The sequence below is a fragment of the Burkholderia sp. APQ4-4ca genome, assembly GCF_057837105.1.
The window spans coordinates 58424-73653 of the sequence record NZ_JBYQCG010000076.1 but is presented as its reverse complement, the minus strand read 5'-3'; the positions used below and the strand labels follow the sequence as shown (position 1 = coordinate 73653).

The following is a 15230-nucleotide window of genomic DNA, read 5'->3' as shown; positions in this document are numbered from 1 at the left end:
GTGGGTCAGCTTTCCACCGGCATCGCACTCGTACACTTGATTTCGTCGAGGCATACGCTCGAATGCACGCCGCTCACGCCGGGAATGCGCATCAGCGTCTCGAGCAGGAATCGCGACAGCCCCTTCAGATCGTGCGCGACGACTTTCAGCACGTAGTCGATGTCGCCCGTCACCGAGAAACATTCCTGGATCTGCGCGAGATCCGACACGAGCTTCTGGAATTTCGACAAATCGCGGATATGCCCGCGCTCCATCGTCACGTGCACGAACGCGGTGACGCCGAAGCCGAGGGTGTCGGGGCAAAGCCGGGTTTCGTAGCGGCGGATCGCGCCGATTTCCTCCAGCCGCCGGTGACGTCGCAACGTCTGCGCGGGTGACAGCCCCACGGCCTTCGCCAGATCGAGATTCGACGCGCGGCCGTTCTCCTGCAGCACCGACAGCAACTGGCGATCGATACGATCGAGAACCGGGTCAGGCATTTTTGTTTCCTCATTCGTCTCCCGGATGCAATCTTATCTCATAATGTAGGGTTTGCATGAGCGGGTTACGCAACCCGATTTCGCGGTCGCGACGCTAAACTGACGCCGGATTTTCGTGTGCGGCCGCAGCAGTGCGGCGTGAGCGGGCGACTCGGCGGCCAGTCTGGCCGGCCCGCTGACGCGGATCGGTTGCGGCCGCACGCGAAGATTGCAGTCCCCAACCCGGCGCCCCCACGAACGGTCGCCGGCACAGCAAAACAGCGCCCGGCACACCGAGGCGCGCCGCACCGCTTCCGGCGGAGGCGGGCAGAATGGAGAAGACATGGTTTCTGGAAACGAGAGCGACGGCCTGAAGCGCGGGCTGAAGAACCGGCACATCCAGCTGATCGCGCTCGGCGGCGCGCTCGGCACGGGGCTGTTCCTCGGCATCGCGCAGACGATCAGGATGGCCGGCCCGTCCGTGCTGCTCGGCTATGCGGTGGCCGGCATCGTCGCGTTCTTCATCATGCGCCAGCTCGGCGAGATGGTCGTCGACGAGCCCGTCGCCGGCTCGTTCAGCTACTTCGCGAACAAATACGTCGGCCACTTCACCGGCTTCCTGTCCGGCTGGAATTACTGGGTGCTGTACATCCTCGTCAGCATGGCCGAGCTGTCGGCCGTCGGGATCTACGTGCAGTACTGGTGGCCCGGCGTGCCGACCTGGGTGTCGGCGCTGGTGTTCTTCGTCGCGATCAACCTGCTGAACCTGGCCAGCGTGAAATCGTACGGCGAGACGGAGTTCTGGTTCTCGATCATCAAGGTCGCCGCGATCGTCGGGATGATCGGCTTCGGCGGCTGGCTGCTCGCGAGCGGCCATGCGGGGCCTGAAGCGAGCATCGCGAACCTGTGGCAGCACGGCGGTTTCTTCCCGAACGGCGTGTCCGGGCTCGTGATGTCGATGGCCGCGATCATGTTCTCGTTCGGCGGGCTGGAGCTGATCGGCATCACCGCGGCCGAAGCCGACGATCCGAAGCGCAGCATTCCGCGCGCGACCAACCAGGTCATCTACCGCATCCTGATTTTCTACATCGGCGCGCTGGCCGTGCTGCTGTCGCTGTATCCGTGGGAGAAGGTCGTCACCGGCGGCAGCCCGTTCGTGCTGATCTTCCACGCGCTGAGCAGCAACCTGGTCGCGAACGTGCTGAACGTCGTCGTGCTGACGGCCGCGCTGTCGGTCTACAACAGCGGCGTGTACAGCAACAGCCGGATGCTGTTCGGCCTCGCGCGACAGGGCAATGCGCCGAAGGTGCTGTGCTCGGTCAACAAGCGCGGCATCCCGCTCGCCGCGCTCGGCGCGTCGGCGCTCGCGACCGGCGTGTGCGTGCTGGTCAACTACTTCATGCCGGGCAAGGCGTTCGAGGTGCTGATGGGCCTCGTCGTGTCGGCGCTGATCATCAACTGGGCGATGATCACGGTGATTCACCTGAAGTTCCGCCAGGCCAAGCGTGCTGCCGGGGAGCAGACTTCCTTCCGCAGTCTGGGCTATCCTTTCACGAATTACCTGTGCCTGGCATTCATGGCCGGCATTCTCGTCGTGATGTACCTGACGCCGGATCTCCGCCTGTCGGTGTACCTGATCCCGGTATGGCTCGCGGTGCTCGCGATCGGGTATCGCTTCCGTCAGAAGAATGCCGGCTTTGCGGTGCACGACGGCGCTTCCGCACGCTGATGCAGGCCACGACCGACCATTCTTCCAAACGAGACCGACTCAAGCCATGTTCGAACACATCGACGCGTACCCGGGCGACCCGATCCTGACGCTCAACGAGAACTTCCAGAAAGATCCGCGCGACCAGAAGGTCAACCTGAGCATCGGGATCTATTTCGACGCCGAAGGCCGGATTCCGGTGCTGGGCGCGGTGCGCGAAGCCGAAACCGCGCTGCAGCGCGACAGCGGCCCGAAGCCGTACCTGCCGATGGTCGGCCTGGCCGCATACCGCGACGCCGTGCAATCGCTTGTGTTCGGCGCCGATCATCCGGCCCGCGCGGCCGGCCGCATCGCGACGCTGCAGACGCTCGGCGGCTCGGGCGCGCTGAAGGTGGGCGCCGATTTCCTGAAGCGCTATTTCCCGGATTCGCAGGTGTGGCTCAGCGATCCGAGCTGGGAAAACCATCGCTTCATCTTCGAGCGCGCCGGCTTCACGGTGAACACGTATCCGTACTACGACGAAGCCACGGGCGGCCTGAAGTTCGACGCGATGCTCGCGGCGATCGACGCGCTGCCGGCGCGCAGCATCGTGCTGCTGCACGCGTGCTGCCACAATCCGACCGGCGTCGATCTCGACGAAGGCCAGTGGGAGAAGCTGATCGACGTGATCGAGGCGCGCGGGCTGCTGCCGTTCGTCGACATGGCGTACCAGGGCTTCGGCGCGGGCCTCGACGCGGACGCGTTCGCGGTGCGCGAGCTGGCCCGCCGCGGCGTGCCGACGCTCGTCGCGAACTCGTTCTCGAAGAACTTCTCGCTGTATGGCGAGCGCGTGGGCGGCCTGAGCGTCGTCTGCGAGGACGCGGCCGCGGCCGAGCGCGTGCTCGGCCAATTGGCCGGCGCCGTGCGCTCGAACTACAGCAATCCGCAGACCTATGGCGCGAAAGTCGTCGCGGCCGTGCTCGGCACGCCGGCGCTGCGCAAGCAGTGGGAAGAGGAACTGTCGGCGATGTGCCGCCGCATCGCGCGGATGCGCCAGTCGATCCATGACGGCCTGCGCGACCACGTGAGCGGCGAAGCGCTCACGCGCTACGTGAAGCAGCGCGGGATGTTCACGTACACGGGCCTGACCGAATCGCAGGTCGACGCGCTGCGCGAAGTGCACGGCGTGTACATCCTGCGTTCGGGCCGGATGTGCGTGGCGGGCCTGAACGACTCGAACGTCGGCATCGTCGCGGATGCGATCGGCAAGGTGCTGAAGAGCGGCGTCTGAGCGCGGCGCGGCGGTGCGCCAAGATGAAGAACCGGCTGTGTCCCGTCGCGGGCGCAGCCGGTTTTTTGTTGGGCGGCCGCGGTCATGTGCGATGCCCGGCTGACGCATGGGCAAGCGCGGCGGTACGATCACGGGATCGCATGCGGGACAGGGAGGCAGAGGAGCGACATGGGCATCCGGATCATCCAGCTCGGCACGCCGCGCGCGGCCGGCGAGGGCCTGCGGATCGGCACGGTGCGGCGGCCGCCGCGCGGCGTACCGAAGGCGGAATTCGCATCTCGCGACTACTATGACGTATGGTTGCCGACGCTGTCGCCGAGCCCCGAACTCGTCGCACAGGCGCAGGCCGCCGAAACCGACGCCGAATGGAAGGCGTTCAAGCGCCACTTCCGCGCGGAGATGGCGCACGGCGACGCGGCGAAGGTGCTGGATCTGCTGGCCGCGCTGTCGGCGACGACCGCGTTCGCGATCGGCTGCTACTGCGACGACGAAAACCATTGCCACCGCGGCGTGCTGCGCGAACTGCTCGCGGCGCGCGGCGCGGCGATCGAGCCCGACGCCGGCTGAAGCGGCGGCGCGGCGCCGCACCGTGATCGTGCGGCGCAGCGAACCGATTGACGTGAATCAAGCGCGCGGCCGCGCGCGCCACTATGCTGTCGTCATGGAGCCATCACGACGATGACAGACCGACACATGCACATCGTTTTCCCGCCCGAACCGCCGGAATACTGCGCGCGCGATCTGGTCGTCGCGTTTTCGGCGCTGGTCGACGGGCGTTGCGTCCAGTGCGCGGTCACGGCCGAGGCGCTGGAAGACCATTTCGGCGCGCGGTCGCTGCTCGAACGCGATCTGCTGGGCGCATTCGACGCGCATCGGTCGGCCATCGAGGCGATGGCCCGGCGAATGCTGGAGGAAATCGGCGGCCGGCCGGTGCTGCTGCATAGCGGGCACTTCCGGCTCGAAGGCTGATACCGCAGGAGGGCGCATGACACTGCAGGGCAACATTCACGAACGCGACTGGTCGGTCGAAGTGGAGACGCGCCCGTGCGAATCGGGCGAATTCCGCTGCCGCGTGTCGGTCGAGCACGGCGCCGGCGCCGCGCGGTTTCATCATACGTTCGAGCACAGCCACGCGTATCCGACGGAGCGCGAGGCGATGATCGAAGGGCTGCGAGCCGGCATGACGTGGATCGAGATGAAGGCGTCGCAGACCTTCAACGTATGAACGGCCCCGCGCCAGCGCGGCGCGGGCAGACTATCGGCCGGCAGCGATCGAAGAATGCGCGCCGCGCCACGGGAAACACGTGCCGCCCATCGTGAGGCGGACGGTACATGCAAGGCGGTCGACGAGCGGGCGGCCCCGTCAGGAGAGACGACATGGGCGTGGGCATGCAGATCGCCTGCCTCGGATTCACGGGTTCGGCTGCGGTCGAGGCCGAAGCCGGCGCGCAACTGGTGCGACTCGAACGGTTTCGCGCGCTGATCGACGGTTGCCATCTCGCGATCGAATCGCGCGCGGCGGCCGATGGCGCGCACCGGTACGACGTGCGGCTGGACCTGGTGATGCGCGACGCGACGCTCCGGTCGCTGCCGCCGTGCGTCGGGGCCGACGTGGACGACGCATTGCGTCGCGCGTTCGCGCAGGCCGAACGGGCGCTGCTCGCGTGGCAGGCAGGCGCCGCCACGGTCGCGCTGCGCGACGCGGCGACAGGCGACGCGACGCGGTGACGCCGCGCCGGCCGTCCGGCGCCGTGCGTCAGACCCGCGCGAGCGCTTGCGCGTCGATGATGCGCACGCGCTTGCCGCGCGTTTCGACGAGCGCGTCGCGATGGAACCGCGAGAACATCCGGCTGACGGTTTCGAGCTTCATCCCGAGATAGCAGCCGATTTCCTCGCGCGTCATCCGCAGGTTGAATTCGGTCGCCGAATAGCCGCGCGCCTCGAACCGCGACGACAGGTTCAGCAGGAAATGCGCGACGCGCTGCTCGGCCGACATCGTGCCGAGCAACAGCATCTGGCTCGATTCGCGGACGATCTCGCTGCTCAGCATCTGGTAGAGGAAGTGCTGCATCGGCTTAATCTCGCGGCACGCCGCTTCGAGCGCGCCGAACGGGATGATGCACACCACGCTGTCCTCCAGCGCGATCGCGTCGCAGCAGTGCTGGCCGCCGCCGATGCCGTCCATCCCGAGCGTTTCGCCGGCGATCTGGAAGCCCGTCACGTGCTCGCGGCCGTCGCGATGCATCATCACCGTCTTGAACGAACCCGCGCGCACCGCATAGATGCTCTGGAACGGATCGTCGGTGCGGAACAGCGCGTCGCCCTGGCGAACCTGCCGCGTCGTGCAGATGATCGCGTCGAGGCGGCCGTATTCGGCGGGCGTCAGTTGCGGCGGCAGGCACATCGAGCGCATCGCGCAGGCCGAGCAGCGTGCGGCCGGGTGCTTGGCGGTATCGGCGCGCGCGACCGGGCGCAGCGGAATCGTTGGCCGGGGGACGGACACGTCGGCGAAGGCGGTGGCGGTGGACATGAGGCGCTCCGGCTCGTCAGGGGCGGCGCACGCGAGCGTGCACCAGGGATTCGATGACACGGCATGCGGCGTCGAATTCGACGGTCTTGTCGAAGAAGTAGTCGGCTCCCGCCGTCGCGCATGCCTCTCTGAATGCCGGCGCCGAGTGGTTCGTCAGCACGATCGTGACAATGCGCGGCGCGGCCTTCGACAGCATCCCGATCAGGTCGAGACCGCTGCCGTCCGCGAGCCGCACGTCGACGATCACCACGTCCGCACGGCTGATGCGGATAAGCGTCCACGCGTCCTGTCCGTCTTCCGCTTCGCCCACGACGGCGACGCCGCGGATCGCGCCGACGAGCAGCGCGATCCGCTGGCGGACGGCAACCGCGTGATCGACGAGAAACACCCTGAGTGCGGCGGGGGACAGGCTGGCATTCATGCGGGCAGTATCGTGTTGCGCCGCCGAAATTGAAATCGGCCGAATTGGAACTTCATGTAGGCCGCTTCGACGCGGTGTAGGGCGTTTCCTACACCGCGTACGGGAAATCGCCGGTATGAATCCGACGATGCGATGCCGCGCGAGCGGCGCGAACGACTGGGCGGCCGGGTCAGCCGGCCTCGCGCGCGGCCAGTGCGTCGCGCGCGGCGCGACACGCGGCCAGATCCCACGCGGCGCAGCCGACGCTCTTGAACAGCAGCGGGCCGCTGCGGGCGAAGGTGCCGTTCAGCACGTCGGCGAGCGACGCGACGTGCTGCCAGTCGACCTGCGCGACGATCAGGTCGCCGGCTTCGTGGCGCGCGCCGGCCGGATCGTCGACGACGAGCCGGCTGCTCCGCACCGTGCTCGCGTCGATCTCGGCGGCATCCGCGGTGAACGCGCCGACGCCGACCACGAGCCGGCCTTCGCGCGCCGCTTCGCGGTAGACGGGCGTGCGGCTCGTCGTCAGCGTGACGACCGCGTCGATCGCGTCGGGAATCGCGTCGCCGTCGAGCGGTGCGAGCCGCGGCGCATGCGCGCGATGGGCGGCGCAGAAGGCCGCCGCGCTGTCCGCGCTCGTGCCGCGCACGTGAAGGCGCGCGTCAGGGAAGATCGCCGCGAGCGCTTCCGCGTGATTGGCCGCCTGCTTGCCGGTGCCGATCAGCAGGATGTCGCGCGGCGCGGCGCCGTGCAGCGCCTGGATGCCGAGCGCGGTGATCGCCGCCGTGCGGCGGCCGGTGACGGTCGGGCCGTCGAGCGCGAAGCGCATTTCGCCAGTCGTCGCATCGTACGCGGTCACTTGGCCGAGGATCGTCGGCAGCCCGCGTGCGCCGTTGCCGGGACACACGTTCACGAGCTTGTGGCTCGCCAGGTCGTGGGCGCTCGACGGCATCGACAGCATCACGCCGCCGCGTTGCAGCGGCACGACCAGGCGTTCGGGGCTGACGATGTCGCCCGCCGCATAGTCGACGACCGCTTGCCTCAGCGTGGCGAGCAGCGCCGGGTAGTCGAGCAGCGCGGCCGTGTCGGCCGCATCGAAAACGGGAATCGGGGAAAAGGCGGTCATCGTGTCCGTCGTGGGCGTCGGTGAGCGTGGGCGGCGGACGCATGCCGCGGCCGCCGCAGGTCTGCCGGGTACCGTGACACACGGCAGTGTGGATCGAATCTATACCACTTGCTGGCGCGGCGGCAACCCAGAAAATAAAGCGCGTCGGGGATTTTGGTTCTAATATCTGGCCAAAACGTTCGCCGCTGCCGCGCTGCCCGCGCCGCTCCGCTATAGTGCGAACCCATTCCAGATCCACGCCCGCGAACGGGCAGGAGCCAACCGATGATGTCCGCGCGTCCCGACTCACTCGAAGGCGGTTTCAGGCCGCTGCAGATCTACGAGCAGGTAGCCGAAAAGATCCGCGACGAGATCCGCGCGGGGCGCTACGCGGCCGAGTCGCGGCTGCCGTCCGAGCGCGAGCTCGCGGCGCTGTTCCAGGTCGGCCGGCCGGCCGTGCGCGAAGCGCTCGGCGCGCTGCAGAACGAAGGGCTCGTGTTCACGAAGCGCAATTCGGGCACTTACGTCGTCGCGGCACCGCTCGACGTGCTCGCGCAGCGCGGCGACGCGCACGCGGCATCCGAGGCCGACTTCAGCCCGACGTCGACGCTCGACGTGCGGCTGATCCTCGAGCCCGCGATCGCGCGCCTCGCGGCCGCCCACGGTCGCCCCGATCCCGGCGCCGAGCGCTATCTCGCGCAGATGGAAACCATCACCGACGTCGACGATCCGCACCAGCGCGCGCTGTGGAACGAGAGCGACCGGCTGTTCCACCGGCAGCTCGCGCTGATGACCGGCGACGCGCTGATCGTGAAGATCGCGGACGAGGTCGCGAAGACGATGGATCAGCCGCTGTGGAAGCGGCTGAAGGACGACGGCATCTACGACGCGGGCCGGATCCGGCTCTACGTGTCCGAGCATCGGTTGATCTACGAGGCGATCGTGTCCGGGGATGCCGATGCGGCCGCATTCTATGTCGAACAGCACATTCGCCGCGTGCGGCGCGACATTGCGCCGAAGTGAAGGGCGTGCTTTGGTCTTTAACGTGACCAAAATCCTGATAATTATTTTGAAATTGCTTGCGATGTAACCACGCGTGTCCTACATTGGTTTCACACAAAACCAATCAGGAGGCATCATGCGACACCTCGTGACCGCGCTCTCGGTGGCCGTTGCCGCCGGCGCGCTGACTTCCGCTCATGCGCAGGAAGTCGTGATGATCGGCCATTCGGCGCCGCTCACGGGCCCGCAGGCCGCCAACGGCAAGGACAACGAAAACGGCGCGCGGCTGGCGATCGACGAGCTCAACAAGGCCGGCGTGAAGGTCGGCGGGAAGACCGTGACCTTCAAACTGGTCTCCGAAGACGACCAGGCCGATCCGAAGGCCGGCGTGCAGGTCGCGCAGAACCTCGTCGACAAAGGCGTCGTCGCGGTGCTCGGGCCATACAACTCGGGCGTCGCGATCCCCGCGTCGCGCGTGTATTCGACCGCCGGCGTGCCGATCCTGCCGGTCGCGTCGAACCCGGCGCTGACCAGGCAGGGCTTCAGGAACATCTTCCGGATCGGCGCGAGCGACGAGCAGCTCGGCGGCACGATGGCCACGTTCGCCGCGAAGACGCTGAACGCGAAAACCGCCGCCGTGATCGACGATCGCACCGCGTATGGGCAGGGCGTCGCCGAGCAGTTCATGAACGTCGCGAAGGCGAACGGGATCAAGATCGTCGACCAGGAATACACGAATTCGTCGGCCAGCGATTTCCTCGGCATTCTCACCAAGATCAAGGCGGCCAACCCCGACGTGATCTTCCTTGGCGGCTATGCGGCGCAGGGCGCGCCGATGGCCAAGCAGATGAAGCAGCGCGGCTTGCGGGCGAAGCTGCTCGGCGGCGACGGCATCTGTTCGGCCGACATGGGCAAGGTCGCGGGCGAGGCCGCGTCGATCGTCTATTGCGCGCAGGGCGGCGTCGCGCTCGAGAAGACGCCGGCCGGGCGCGAATTCCTGAAGAAGTACCACGACACCTATCACACGGATACGCAGGTCTACGGCGTCAACTACTACGACGGCGTGAAGCTGCTCGCCGACGCGATGGTCAAGGCCGGCACGACCACCGACAAGGCGAAGCTGATCGCGCAGTTGGCGAAGTCGAACTACGCGGGCGTGGCCGGCACCTACTCGTTCGACGCGAACGGCGACCTGAAAGGCGCGCCGACCACCGTCTACGTGATCCGCAACGGGCTGCCGGTACCGTACGCGAAGTAATTGCCGTACGCCCGTTACCGGACGGCGGCCCGGCCGCCGTCCTTCGTTTCAACGCATTCGATTTCCCATGAAAATTTCCCGATCCCTGTCCACCGTCGAAGTGCACACCGGCGGCGAGGCGTTTCGCATCGTCACGAGCGGGTTGCCGCGGCTGCCCGGCGACACGATCGTCCAGCGCCGCGCGTGGCTCAAGGAGAACGCCGACGAAATCCGCCGCGCGCTGATGTTCGAACCGCGCGGCCATGCCGACATGTACGGCGGCTATCTGACCGAGCCCGTGTCGCCAAATGCCGATTTCGGCGTGATCTTCGTGCACAACGAAGGCTACAGCGACCATTGCGGACACGGCGTGATCGCGCTGTCGACGGCGGCCGTCGAGCTCGGCTGGGTGCAGCGCACGGTGCCCGAGACGCGGGTCGGCATCGACGCGCCGTGCGGCTTCATCGAGGCGTTCGTCCGGTGGGACGGCGAGCATGCGGGGCCCGTGCGCTTCGTCAACGTGCCGTCGTTCATCTGGCGGCGCGACGTGTCGGTCGACACGCCGTCGTTCGGCACCGTGACCGGCGACATCGCGTATGGCGGCGCGTTCTATTTCTACGTCGACGGCGCACCGTTCGACCTGCCGGTGCGCGAATCGGCGGTCGAGAAGCTGATCCGCTTCGGCGCGGAAGTGAAGGCGGCCGCGAACGCCAAGTATCCGGTCGTGCATCCGGAGATCCCGGAAATCAACCATATCTACGGCACGATCATCGCGAACGCGCCGCGCCATGCGGGTTCGACGCAGGCGAACTGCTGCGTGTTCGCGGATCGCGAGGTCGACCGCTCGCCGACCGGCTCCGGCACCGGCGGGCGCGTCGCGCAGCTCTACCAGCGCGGGCTGCTCGCGGCCGGCGACACGCTCGTCAACGAATCGATCGTCGGCACGGTTTTCAAGGGCCGCGTGCTGCGCGAAACGACGGTCGGCGACATTGCGGCCGTGATCCCGGAAGTGGAAGGCAGCGCGCATATCTGCGGGTTCGCGAACTGGATCGTCGACGAGCGCGATCCGCTCACGTACGGATTTCTCGTGCGCTGAGCCGCAGCGCCGCTCGCGCAGCCGTCGCGCGGCGTTCAGGGTGTCGTACCAGGTTTGGCGCGTCGCTCCGGTTGCCGGGCACGCGCCTTTTTTGCTTCGTGAGCGCCGTCGTCATTCCGCACCGCGTGTGCCGGCCCGGGGCCGTCGCGGGTCGGCCGGCCGCGCGAGTTTGGTACGATGCAGCCTTTTCAGCCGAGCTCCACCCGCGTGAATCGCCGAAACGTGTCGTCAGTGCGTACCTTGTGGGCCAGATGGGTCGCGCGCGCCCAACCCGTCGCGGCGGCCGCCGTCGCGCGGGTCAAGCCTCTCGCCGCCACCGCGTGGCGCCATGTCCGTCATCCGACGCGCCGCGGCGCGCTGCTCGCGGCCGCCGCGGTGCCGGCGTTGTTCGCGGTGTACGTGGTCGTGCTCATCCCGTTCACGCCGGGCATCGGCGACATCCGCAAGGCGCGCGTCGACCAGCCCGCGCAGGTGCTGTCCGCCGACGGCAAGCTGCTGGCCGAATTCAAGCCGTCGAACCGCGAATGGGTGTCGCTCAAGCAGATCTCGCCGCACATGGTCGATGCGCTGATCGCGACCGAGGATCACCGCTTCTACGAACACCACGGTCTCGACTGGAAGCGCACCGCGTCGGCCGCGCTCCATACGTTCTCGGGCAGCCGCCAGGGCGGCTCCACCATCACGCAGCAGCTCGCGCGCAACCTGTATCCGGACGAGATCGGCCGCGCGCCGACCCTCACGCGCAAGGTGAAGGAGGCGATCACCGCGCTGAAGATCGAGGCCGTCTACAGCAAGGACCAGATCCTCGAGACCTACCTGAACACGGTGCCGTTCCTGTACAACGCGTATGGCGTCGAGATGGCCGCGCGCACCTATTTCGACAAGTCGGCCGACGAACTCGACGTGCTCGACAGCGCGACGCTCGTCGGGATGCTGAAGGGCAACAGCTACTACAACCCGGTGCTGAACCCCGAGCGCGCGCTGCAGCGGCGCAACACGGTGCTCGGCCAGATGGTGAAGTACGGCAAGCTGTCGCCGGCGCAGTTCGCGCAGTTGCAGCGCCGGCCGCTGCGCATCGATTTCGAGCGCCAGAAGGAGCCGCCCGGGCCCGCGCCGCATTTCGCGCAGCAGTTGCGCAAGTGGCTGATCGCGTGGGCCGACCGCAACGACTACAACATCTACTCGGACGGGCTGATCGTGCGCACGACGATCGACTCGCGGCTTCAGCAGATGGCGACGCAGGCGCTGACGCAGCACGGCAATCAGTTGCAGGGCATCGCGAACAACGCATGGAGCGGCCGCGACGGCTGCGGCACCGACAACGAGGTGTTCCGCACCTTCATGCGCGAATCGCCCGAGTACAAGGCCGCGCAGGACGCCGGCAAGGACGACGCGGCGGCGATGAAGATGCTCGCGGCCGACCGTGGCTTCCTGCACGCGCTGTGCAAGACGAAGACCGACGTGCAGGCCGGCTTCCTCGCGATCGATCCGCGCGACGGGCAGATCCGCGCGTGGGTCGGCAGCCGCGACTTTACCCGCGAGCCGTTCGACCACGTCGCGCAGGCGCGGCGCCAGCCGGGCTCGACGTTCAAGCCGTTCGTCTATGGTGCCGCGTTCGCGAGCGGGATGAAGCCGGAGGATACGTTCATCGACCAGCCGGTCGAGATCCCGCTGAAGGGCGGCGAGATCTGGCGGCCGAACGACGACGTGCCGCCCACGGGCAAGCCGATGACCCTGCGCGACGCCATCGCGCTGTCGCGCAACCGGATCACCGCGCAGGTGATGGAGAAGGTCGGGCCGGCCGCCGTCGCGCGGCTGGCGCGCGACATGGGGGTGCGCGAAAGCCCGCTCGAACGCGTGCCGTCGCTCGCGCTCGGCACGAGCCCGGTCACGCTGAAGGAAATGGTCGCGTCGTACGCGACGATCGCCAACGGCGGGCTGTACGTCGAGCCGCAAATGGTCACGCGCATCGAGAATCGCCAGGGCGAGGTGCTCGCCGAATACGCACCGGCGCCGCCCGAGCGCGCGCTCGATGGCGAGACCGACAAGACGCTGCTCGACGTGATGCGCGACGTCGTGACACGCGGCACGGGCGGCAGCATCCGCACGCGCTTCGGGATCCGCGGCGACGTGGCCGGCAAGACCGGCACCACGCAGGACAACGCGGACGGCTGGTTCATCCTGATGCAGCCGGGCCTCGTCGCCGGCGCGTGGGTCGGGTTCGACGACGGCCGCGTGACGTTGCGCAGCGATTACTGGGGGCAGGGCGCGCACAGCGCGCTGCCGATCGTCGGCGACTTCTTCCAGCGCGCGCAGCGCGCCCGGATCGTCGATACGAAGGCGAAATTCGATACCGAGCCGTCGCCGGGCTGGTTCGGGTCGCTGCGCGAGCGCGCGACCGATCTGTTCGACACGTGGTTCCCGCCCGAGCCGAAGAAGGCGCCCGCGCCGGTCAGGACGCAGCGCATCGAGCGCCCGGCCGAGACCGACGAAGGCGCGGCGTCAGAGGCGTCGGGCGCATCGGGCCCGGAAGCCGCATCCGGCGGCATCGTCGAGGAATGGGTGCCGGCGTCCGAAGTGGCCGCGTCGGCCGCGGCGCTGTCGGCGGGCGCATCGCAGCCCGCAGAGCCGCCGGCTAGCGCCAGCATGACGAGCGCAAGCAGCGCCGGTGTCGGCGCCGCCCCATCGGCCGTGCCGGCTCCGCCACCGCCGCCGCCAGTGCCGGTGCCTGCCGCGCCCGATGCCACGGGCGCGTCGCAGTAGCGAAGCCGTTCAGATGCGCGCGATGCTGCCGTAGTCAAGTCGTCACGATAGCTCGCGCGGTCGCTCCGCGCCTCTCCGATGCGGCTTTCCACCGACTACGTCGCACTCGCGCACGTGCTGCTTCCCTACGAAACCGGCGGTCGCGTCGAGCAACTGGTGCTCGAGTGCACGGTGCGAGCCGTGCATGCGACCCGGCGGCCCCGGCGCTGACGCTGCATCATGCGGCGTTCGGCGACATCGATCCCGACGATCGGGTGCGCCTCAAGGCGTTGCTGTTCGACAGGCAGATGGCGTCGGCGGATCCCGATCGGTTGCGCTGATGCGTTGCCGGGCGTGCCGGATGCCGAGTCGCGGCATTCGGTGCGCGAGCGTCGACAATCGTCTGATGAAACGGGTTATTCCCGCGAGATTGTACGGTTTCCGTCAACAGTGAATTTGCGATTTAAGTATTTACCCTGATAGTCGGGCCTCCTAGACTTCTACTCATGCGCAACGACCCCGAGTCCGAAGCGCCTGACAAAACAATCCTGGAGGTAACGCATCATGAAATCGCTGATCAAGGCAGTTGCACTGGCCGCCCTCGTGGCCGCACCGGTCGTCTCGTTCGCCCAATCGAATCCGCAGCCGCTGACGCGCGCGCAAGTGCGCGCCGAGCTGGTTCAGCTCGAAAAGGCCGGCTACAACCCGAACGACTGGATCAACTATCCGGAAAACATCCAGGCCGCCCAGGCCAAGATTGCCGCCGCGCAGAACACCGGTGTACAAGCCGACGCAACCGGCTACGGTTCGAACCCGGTCGCGACGTCGCAGTCGGGCCAGCGCGCGGTCGTGCCGACCGTCAGCGACCGCTCGTCGGTGTATTTCGGCCACTAAACCGGCCGTTGTGGCGCGGTCCTCGGGCCGCGGCTTTAAGGCTTGTCGAGAAAGCCCGCACTCGTTTCAGTTTCGAGTGCGGGCTTTTTTGCGTCTTCCTCATCGAATTCCCGCCACGCGAATTCCGGTGGCCGAATCGGTCGTGGATATTCGGCGGCGCGCATGAGCGAAGCGAAACGCCGGATGCCGGCCGGCGCCGGTTCGGTAACACCTTGCCGTGAACGGTCGCACCTCTCGCAGCGCCGCACCCGCTGACAATCCGCCGCGGGTGCGCTAGCATCGCGGTCGATGTCGCCGCGGTGGCGCGGCCCAGGCACACGGGGCGCAACAAGGCACCGGATTCCACACTTCAACGAACAACAAAGGAGCATCCATGCGTGTCTTGACCGGTCTGTTGGGCTTGTTGGCGCTGGCGGCGAGCGTCGCCCATGCGCAGGCGAACTGTGCGGACGCGACGGATCAGGCGACGATGACGGCGTGTGCCGATCGCGCGTACAAGAAATCCGACGGGGAACTGAACCGAACCTACCAGGCCGTCATCGCGCGCCTGCACAACGTGCGGCCGCTTGCCGACAAGCTCGTGGACGCGCAGCGTGCGTGGATTGCGTACCGCGACGCCGAATGCCGCTTTTCGAGCGCGAATGCCGAGGGCGGCAGTGCGTACCCGATGGTCGTATCGACCTGCCTCGACGATCTGACGAAAACGCGAACCGAAACGCTGAAGGGCTATCTGTCCTGCGAGGAGGGCGACCTCGCTTGCCCCGTGCCCGCGAAGTAACGCGTCATGA

16 protein-coding genes and 1 pseudogene are annotated in these 15230 nt (G+C 67.6%); 13 read left to right on the top strand and 4 right to left on the bottom strand.

Annotation, left to right across the window (positions count from 1 at the left end):
• Positions 1 to 5 precede the first annotated feature (5 nt).
• The gene (locus tag AC3IFE_RS08650; RefSeq protein WP_069616529.1) at positions 6 to 479 is read right to left on the bottom strand and encodes an Lrp/AsnC family transcriptional regulator; all 474 of its coding nucleotides are present in this window, start codon (positions 477 to 479) and stop codon (positions 6 to 8) included.
• 322 nt (positions 480 to 801) lie between these two features.
• Between AC3IFE_RS08650 and AC3IFE_RS08645 the strand changes: the two genes are divergently transcribed.
• From AC3IFE_RS08645 to AC3IFE_RS08620, 6 genes are all read left to right on the top strand, one after another.
• Entirely contained in the window at positions 802 to 2187 is a 1386-nt protein-coding gene (locus AC3IFE_RS08645; RefSeq protein WP_301737841.1) for an amino acid permease, read from the top strand.
• A gap of 46 nt (positions 2188 to 2233) precedes the next feature.
• A complete protein-coding gene (locus AC3IFE_RS08640; RefSeq protein WP_069616531.1) occupies positions 2234 to 3436 on the top strand; it encodes an amino acid aminotransferase in 1203 nt (400 codons plus the stop codon).
• A gap of 168 nt (positions 3437 to 3604) precedes the next feature.
• Complete coding sequence (locus AC3IFE_RS08635; protein ID WP_089469754.1) at positions 3605 to 4003, top strand: DUF488 domain-containing protein; 399 nt, start codon at positions 3605 to 3607, stop codon at positions 4001 to 4003.
• Positions 4004 to 4114: 111 nt separating this feature from the next.
• Positions 4115 to 4405 carry a DUF1488 family protein gene (locus AC3IFE_RS08630; RefSeq protein ID WP_489190239.1) on the top strand — a complete coding sequence of 97 codons (291 nt, stop codon included), beginning with the start codon at positions 4115 to 4117 and terminating at the stop codon, positions 4403 to 4405.
• A 16-nt stretch (positions 4406 to 4421) separates the two neighbouring features.
• Complete coding sequence (locus AC3IFE_RS08625) at positions 4422 to 4661, top strand: hypothetical protein (protein ID WP_006479066.1); 240 nt, start codon at positions 4422 to 4424, stop codon at positions 4659 to 4661.
• Positions 4662 to 4813: 152 nt separating this feature from the next.
• The gene (locus AC3IFE_RS08620; protein WP_089469756.1) at positions 4814 to 5164 is read left to right on the top strand and encodes a metal ABC transporter ATPase; all 351 of its coding nucleotides are present in this window, start codon (positions 4814 to 4816) and stop codon (positions 5162 to 5164) included.
• Between the two features lie 28 nt (positions 5165 to 5192).
• Here AC3IFE_RS08620 and AC3IFE_RS08615 read toward each other — a convergent pair whose 3' ends face one another.
• The 3 genes from AC3IFE_RS08615 to lhpI form a co-directional block, all read right to left on the bottom strand.
• A complete protein-coding gene (locus tag AC3IFE_RS08615; protein ID WP_489190237.1) occupies positions 5193 to 5966 on the bottom strand; it encodes a helix-turn-helix domain-containing protein in 774 nt (257 codons plus the stop codon).
• A gap of 16 nt (positions 5967 to 5982) precedes the next feature.
• A complete protein-coding gene (locus AC3IFE_RS08610) occupies positions 5983 to 6387 on the bottom strand; it encodes a response regulator transcription factor (RefSeq protein ID WP_089469758.1) in 405 nt (134 codons plus the stop codon).
• Positions 6388 to 6556: 169 nt separating this feature from the next.
• Positions 6557 to 7492, bottom strand: coding sequence for a bifunctional Delta(1)-pyrroline-2-carboxylate/Delta(1)-piperideine-2-carboxylate reductase (lhpI, locus tag AC3IFE_RS08605; RefSeq protein ID WP_489190236.1), 936 nt, complete (start codon positions 7490 to 7492; stop codon positions 6557 to 6559).
• A 264-nt stretch (positions 7493 to 7756) separates the two neighbouring features.
• Between lhpI and AC3IFE_RS08600 the strand changes: the two genes are divergently transcribed.
• The 7 genes and pseudogenes from AC3IFE_RS08600 to AC3IFE_RS08570 all read left to right on the top strand — a co-directional run bounded on the left by AC3IFE_RS08600 (position 7757) and on the right by AC3IFE_RS08570 (position 15220).
• Positions 7757 to 8494 carry a FadR/GntR family transcriptional regulator gene (locus AC3IFE_RS08600; protein ID WP_489190235.1) on the top strand — a complete coding sequence of 246 codons (738 nt, stop codon included), beginning with the start codon at positions 7757 to 7759 and terminating at the stop codon, positions 8492 to 8494.
• Between the two features lie 115 nt (positions 8495 to 8609).
• Positions 8610 to 9731 (top strand): branched-chain amino acid ABC transporter substrate-binding protein, encoded by a 1122-nt coding sequence (locus AC3IFE_RS08595; RefSeq protein ID WP_489190234.1) that lies wholly within the window; start codon positions 8610 to 8612, stop codon positions 9729 to 9731.
• Between the two features lie 67 nt (positions 9732 to 9798).
• Positions 9799 to 10806, top strand: a complete 1008-nt coding sequence (lhpH, locus tag AC3IFE_RS08590) for a trans-3-hydroxy-L-proline dehydratase (protein ID WP_489190233.1) — start codon at positions 9799 to 9801, stop codon at positions 10804 to 10806.
• A 177-nt stretch (positions 10807 to 10983) separates the two neighbouring features.
• Positions 10984 to 13569, top strand: a complete 2586-nt coding sequence (locus tag AC3IFE_RS08585) for a penicillin-binding protein 1A (RefSeq protein WP_489190232.1) — start codon at positions 10984 to 10986, stop codon at positions 13567 to 13569.
• 114 nt (positions 13570 to 13683) lie between these two features.
• Positions 13684 to 13889, top strand: a pseudogene (locus AC3IFE_RS08580) (PilZ domain-containing protein); the annotation flags it as partial.
• Positions 13890 to 14112: 223 nt separating this feature from the next.
• Complete coding sequence (locus tag AC3IFE_RS08575) at positions 14113 to 14442, top strand: DUF4148 domain-containing protein (protein WP_089469763.1); 330 nt, start codon at positions 14113 to 14115, stop codon at positions 14440 to 14442.
• A gap of 373 nt (positions 14443 to 14815) precedes the next feature.
• Complete coding sequence (locus AC3IFE_RS08570) at positions 14816 to 15220, top strand: lysozyme inhibitor LprI family protein (protein WP_489190231.1); 405 nt, start codon at positions 14816 to 14818, stop codon at positions 15218 to 15220.
• Positions 15221 to 15230: the final 10 nt, after the last annotated feature.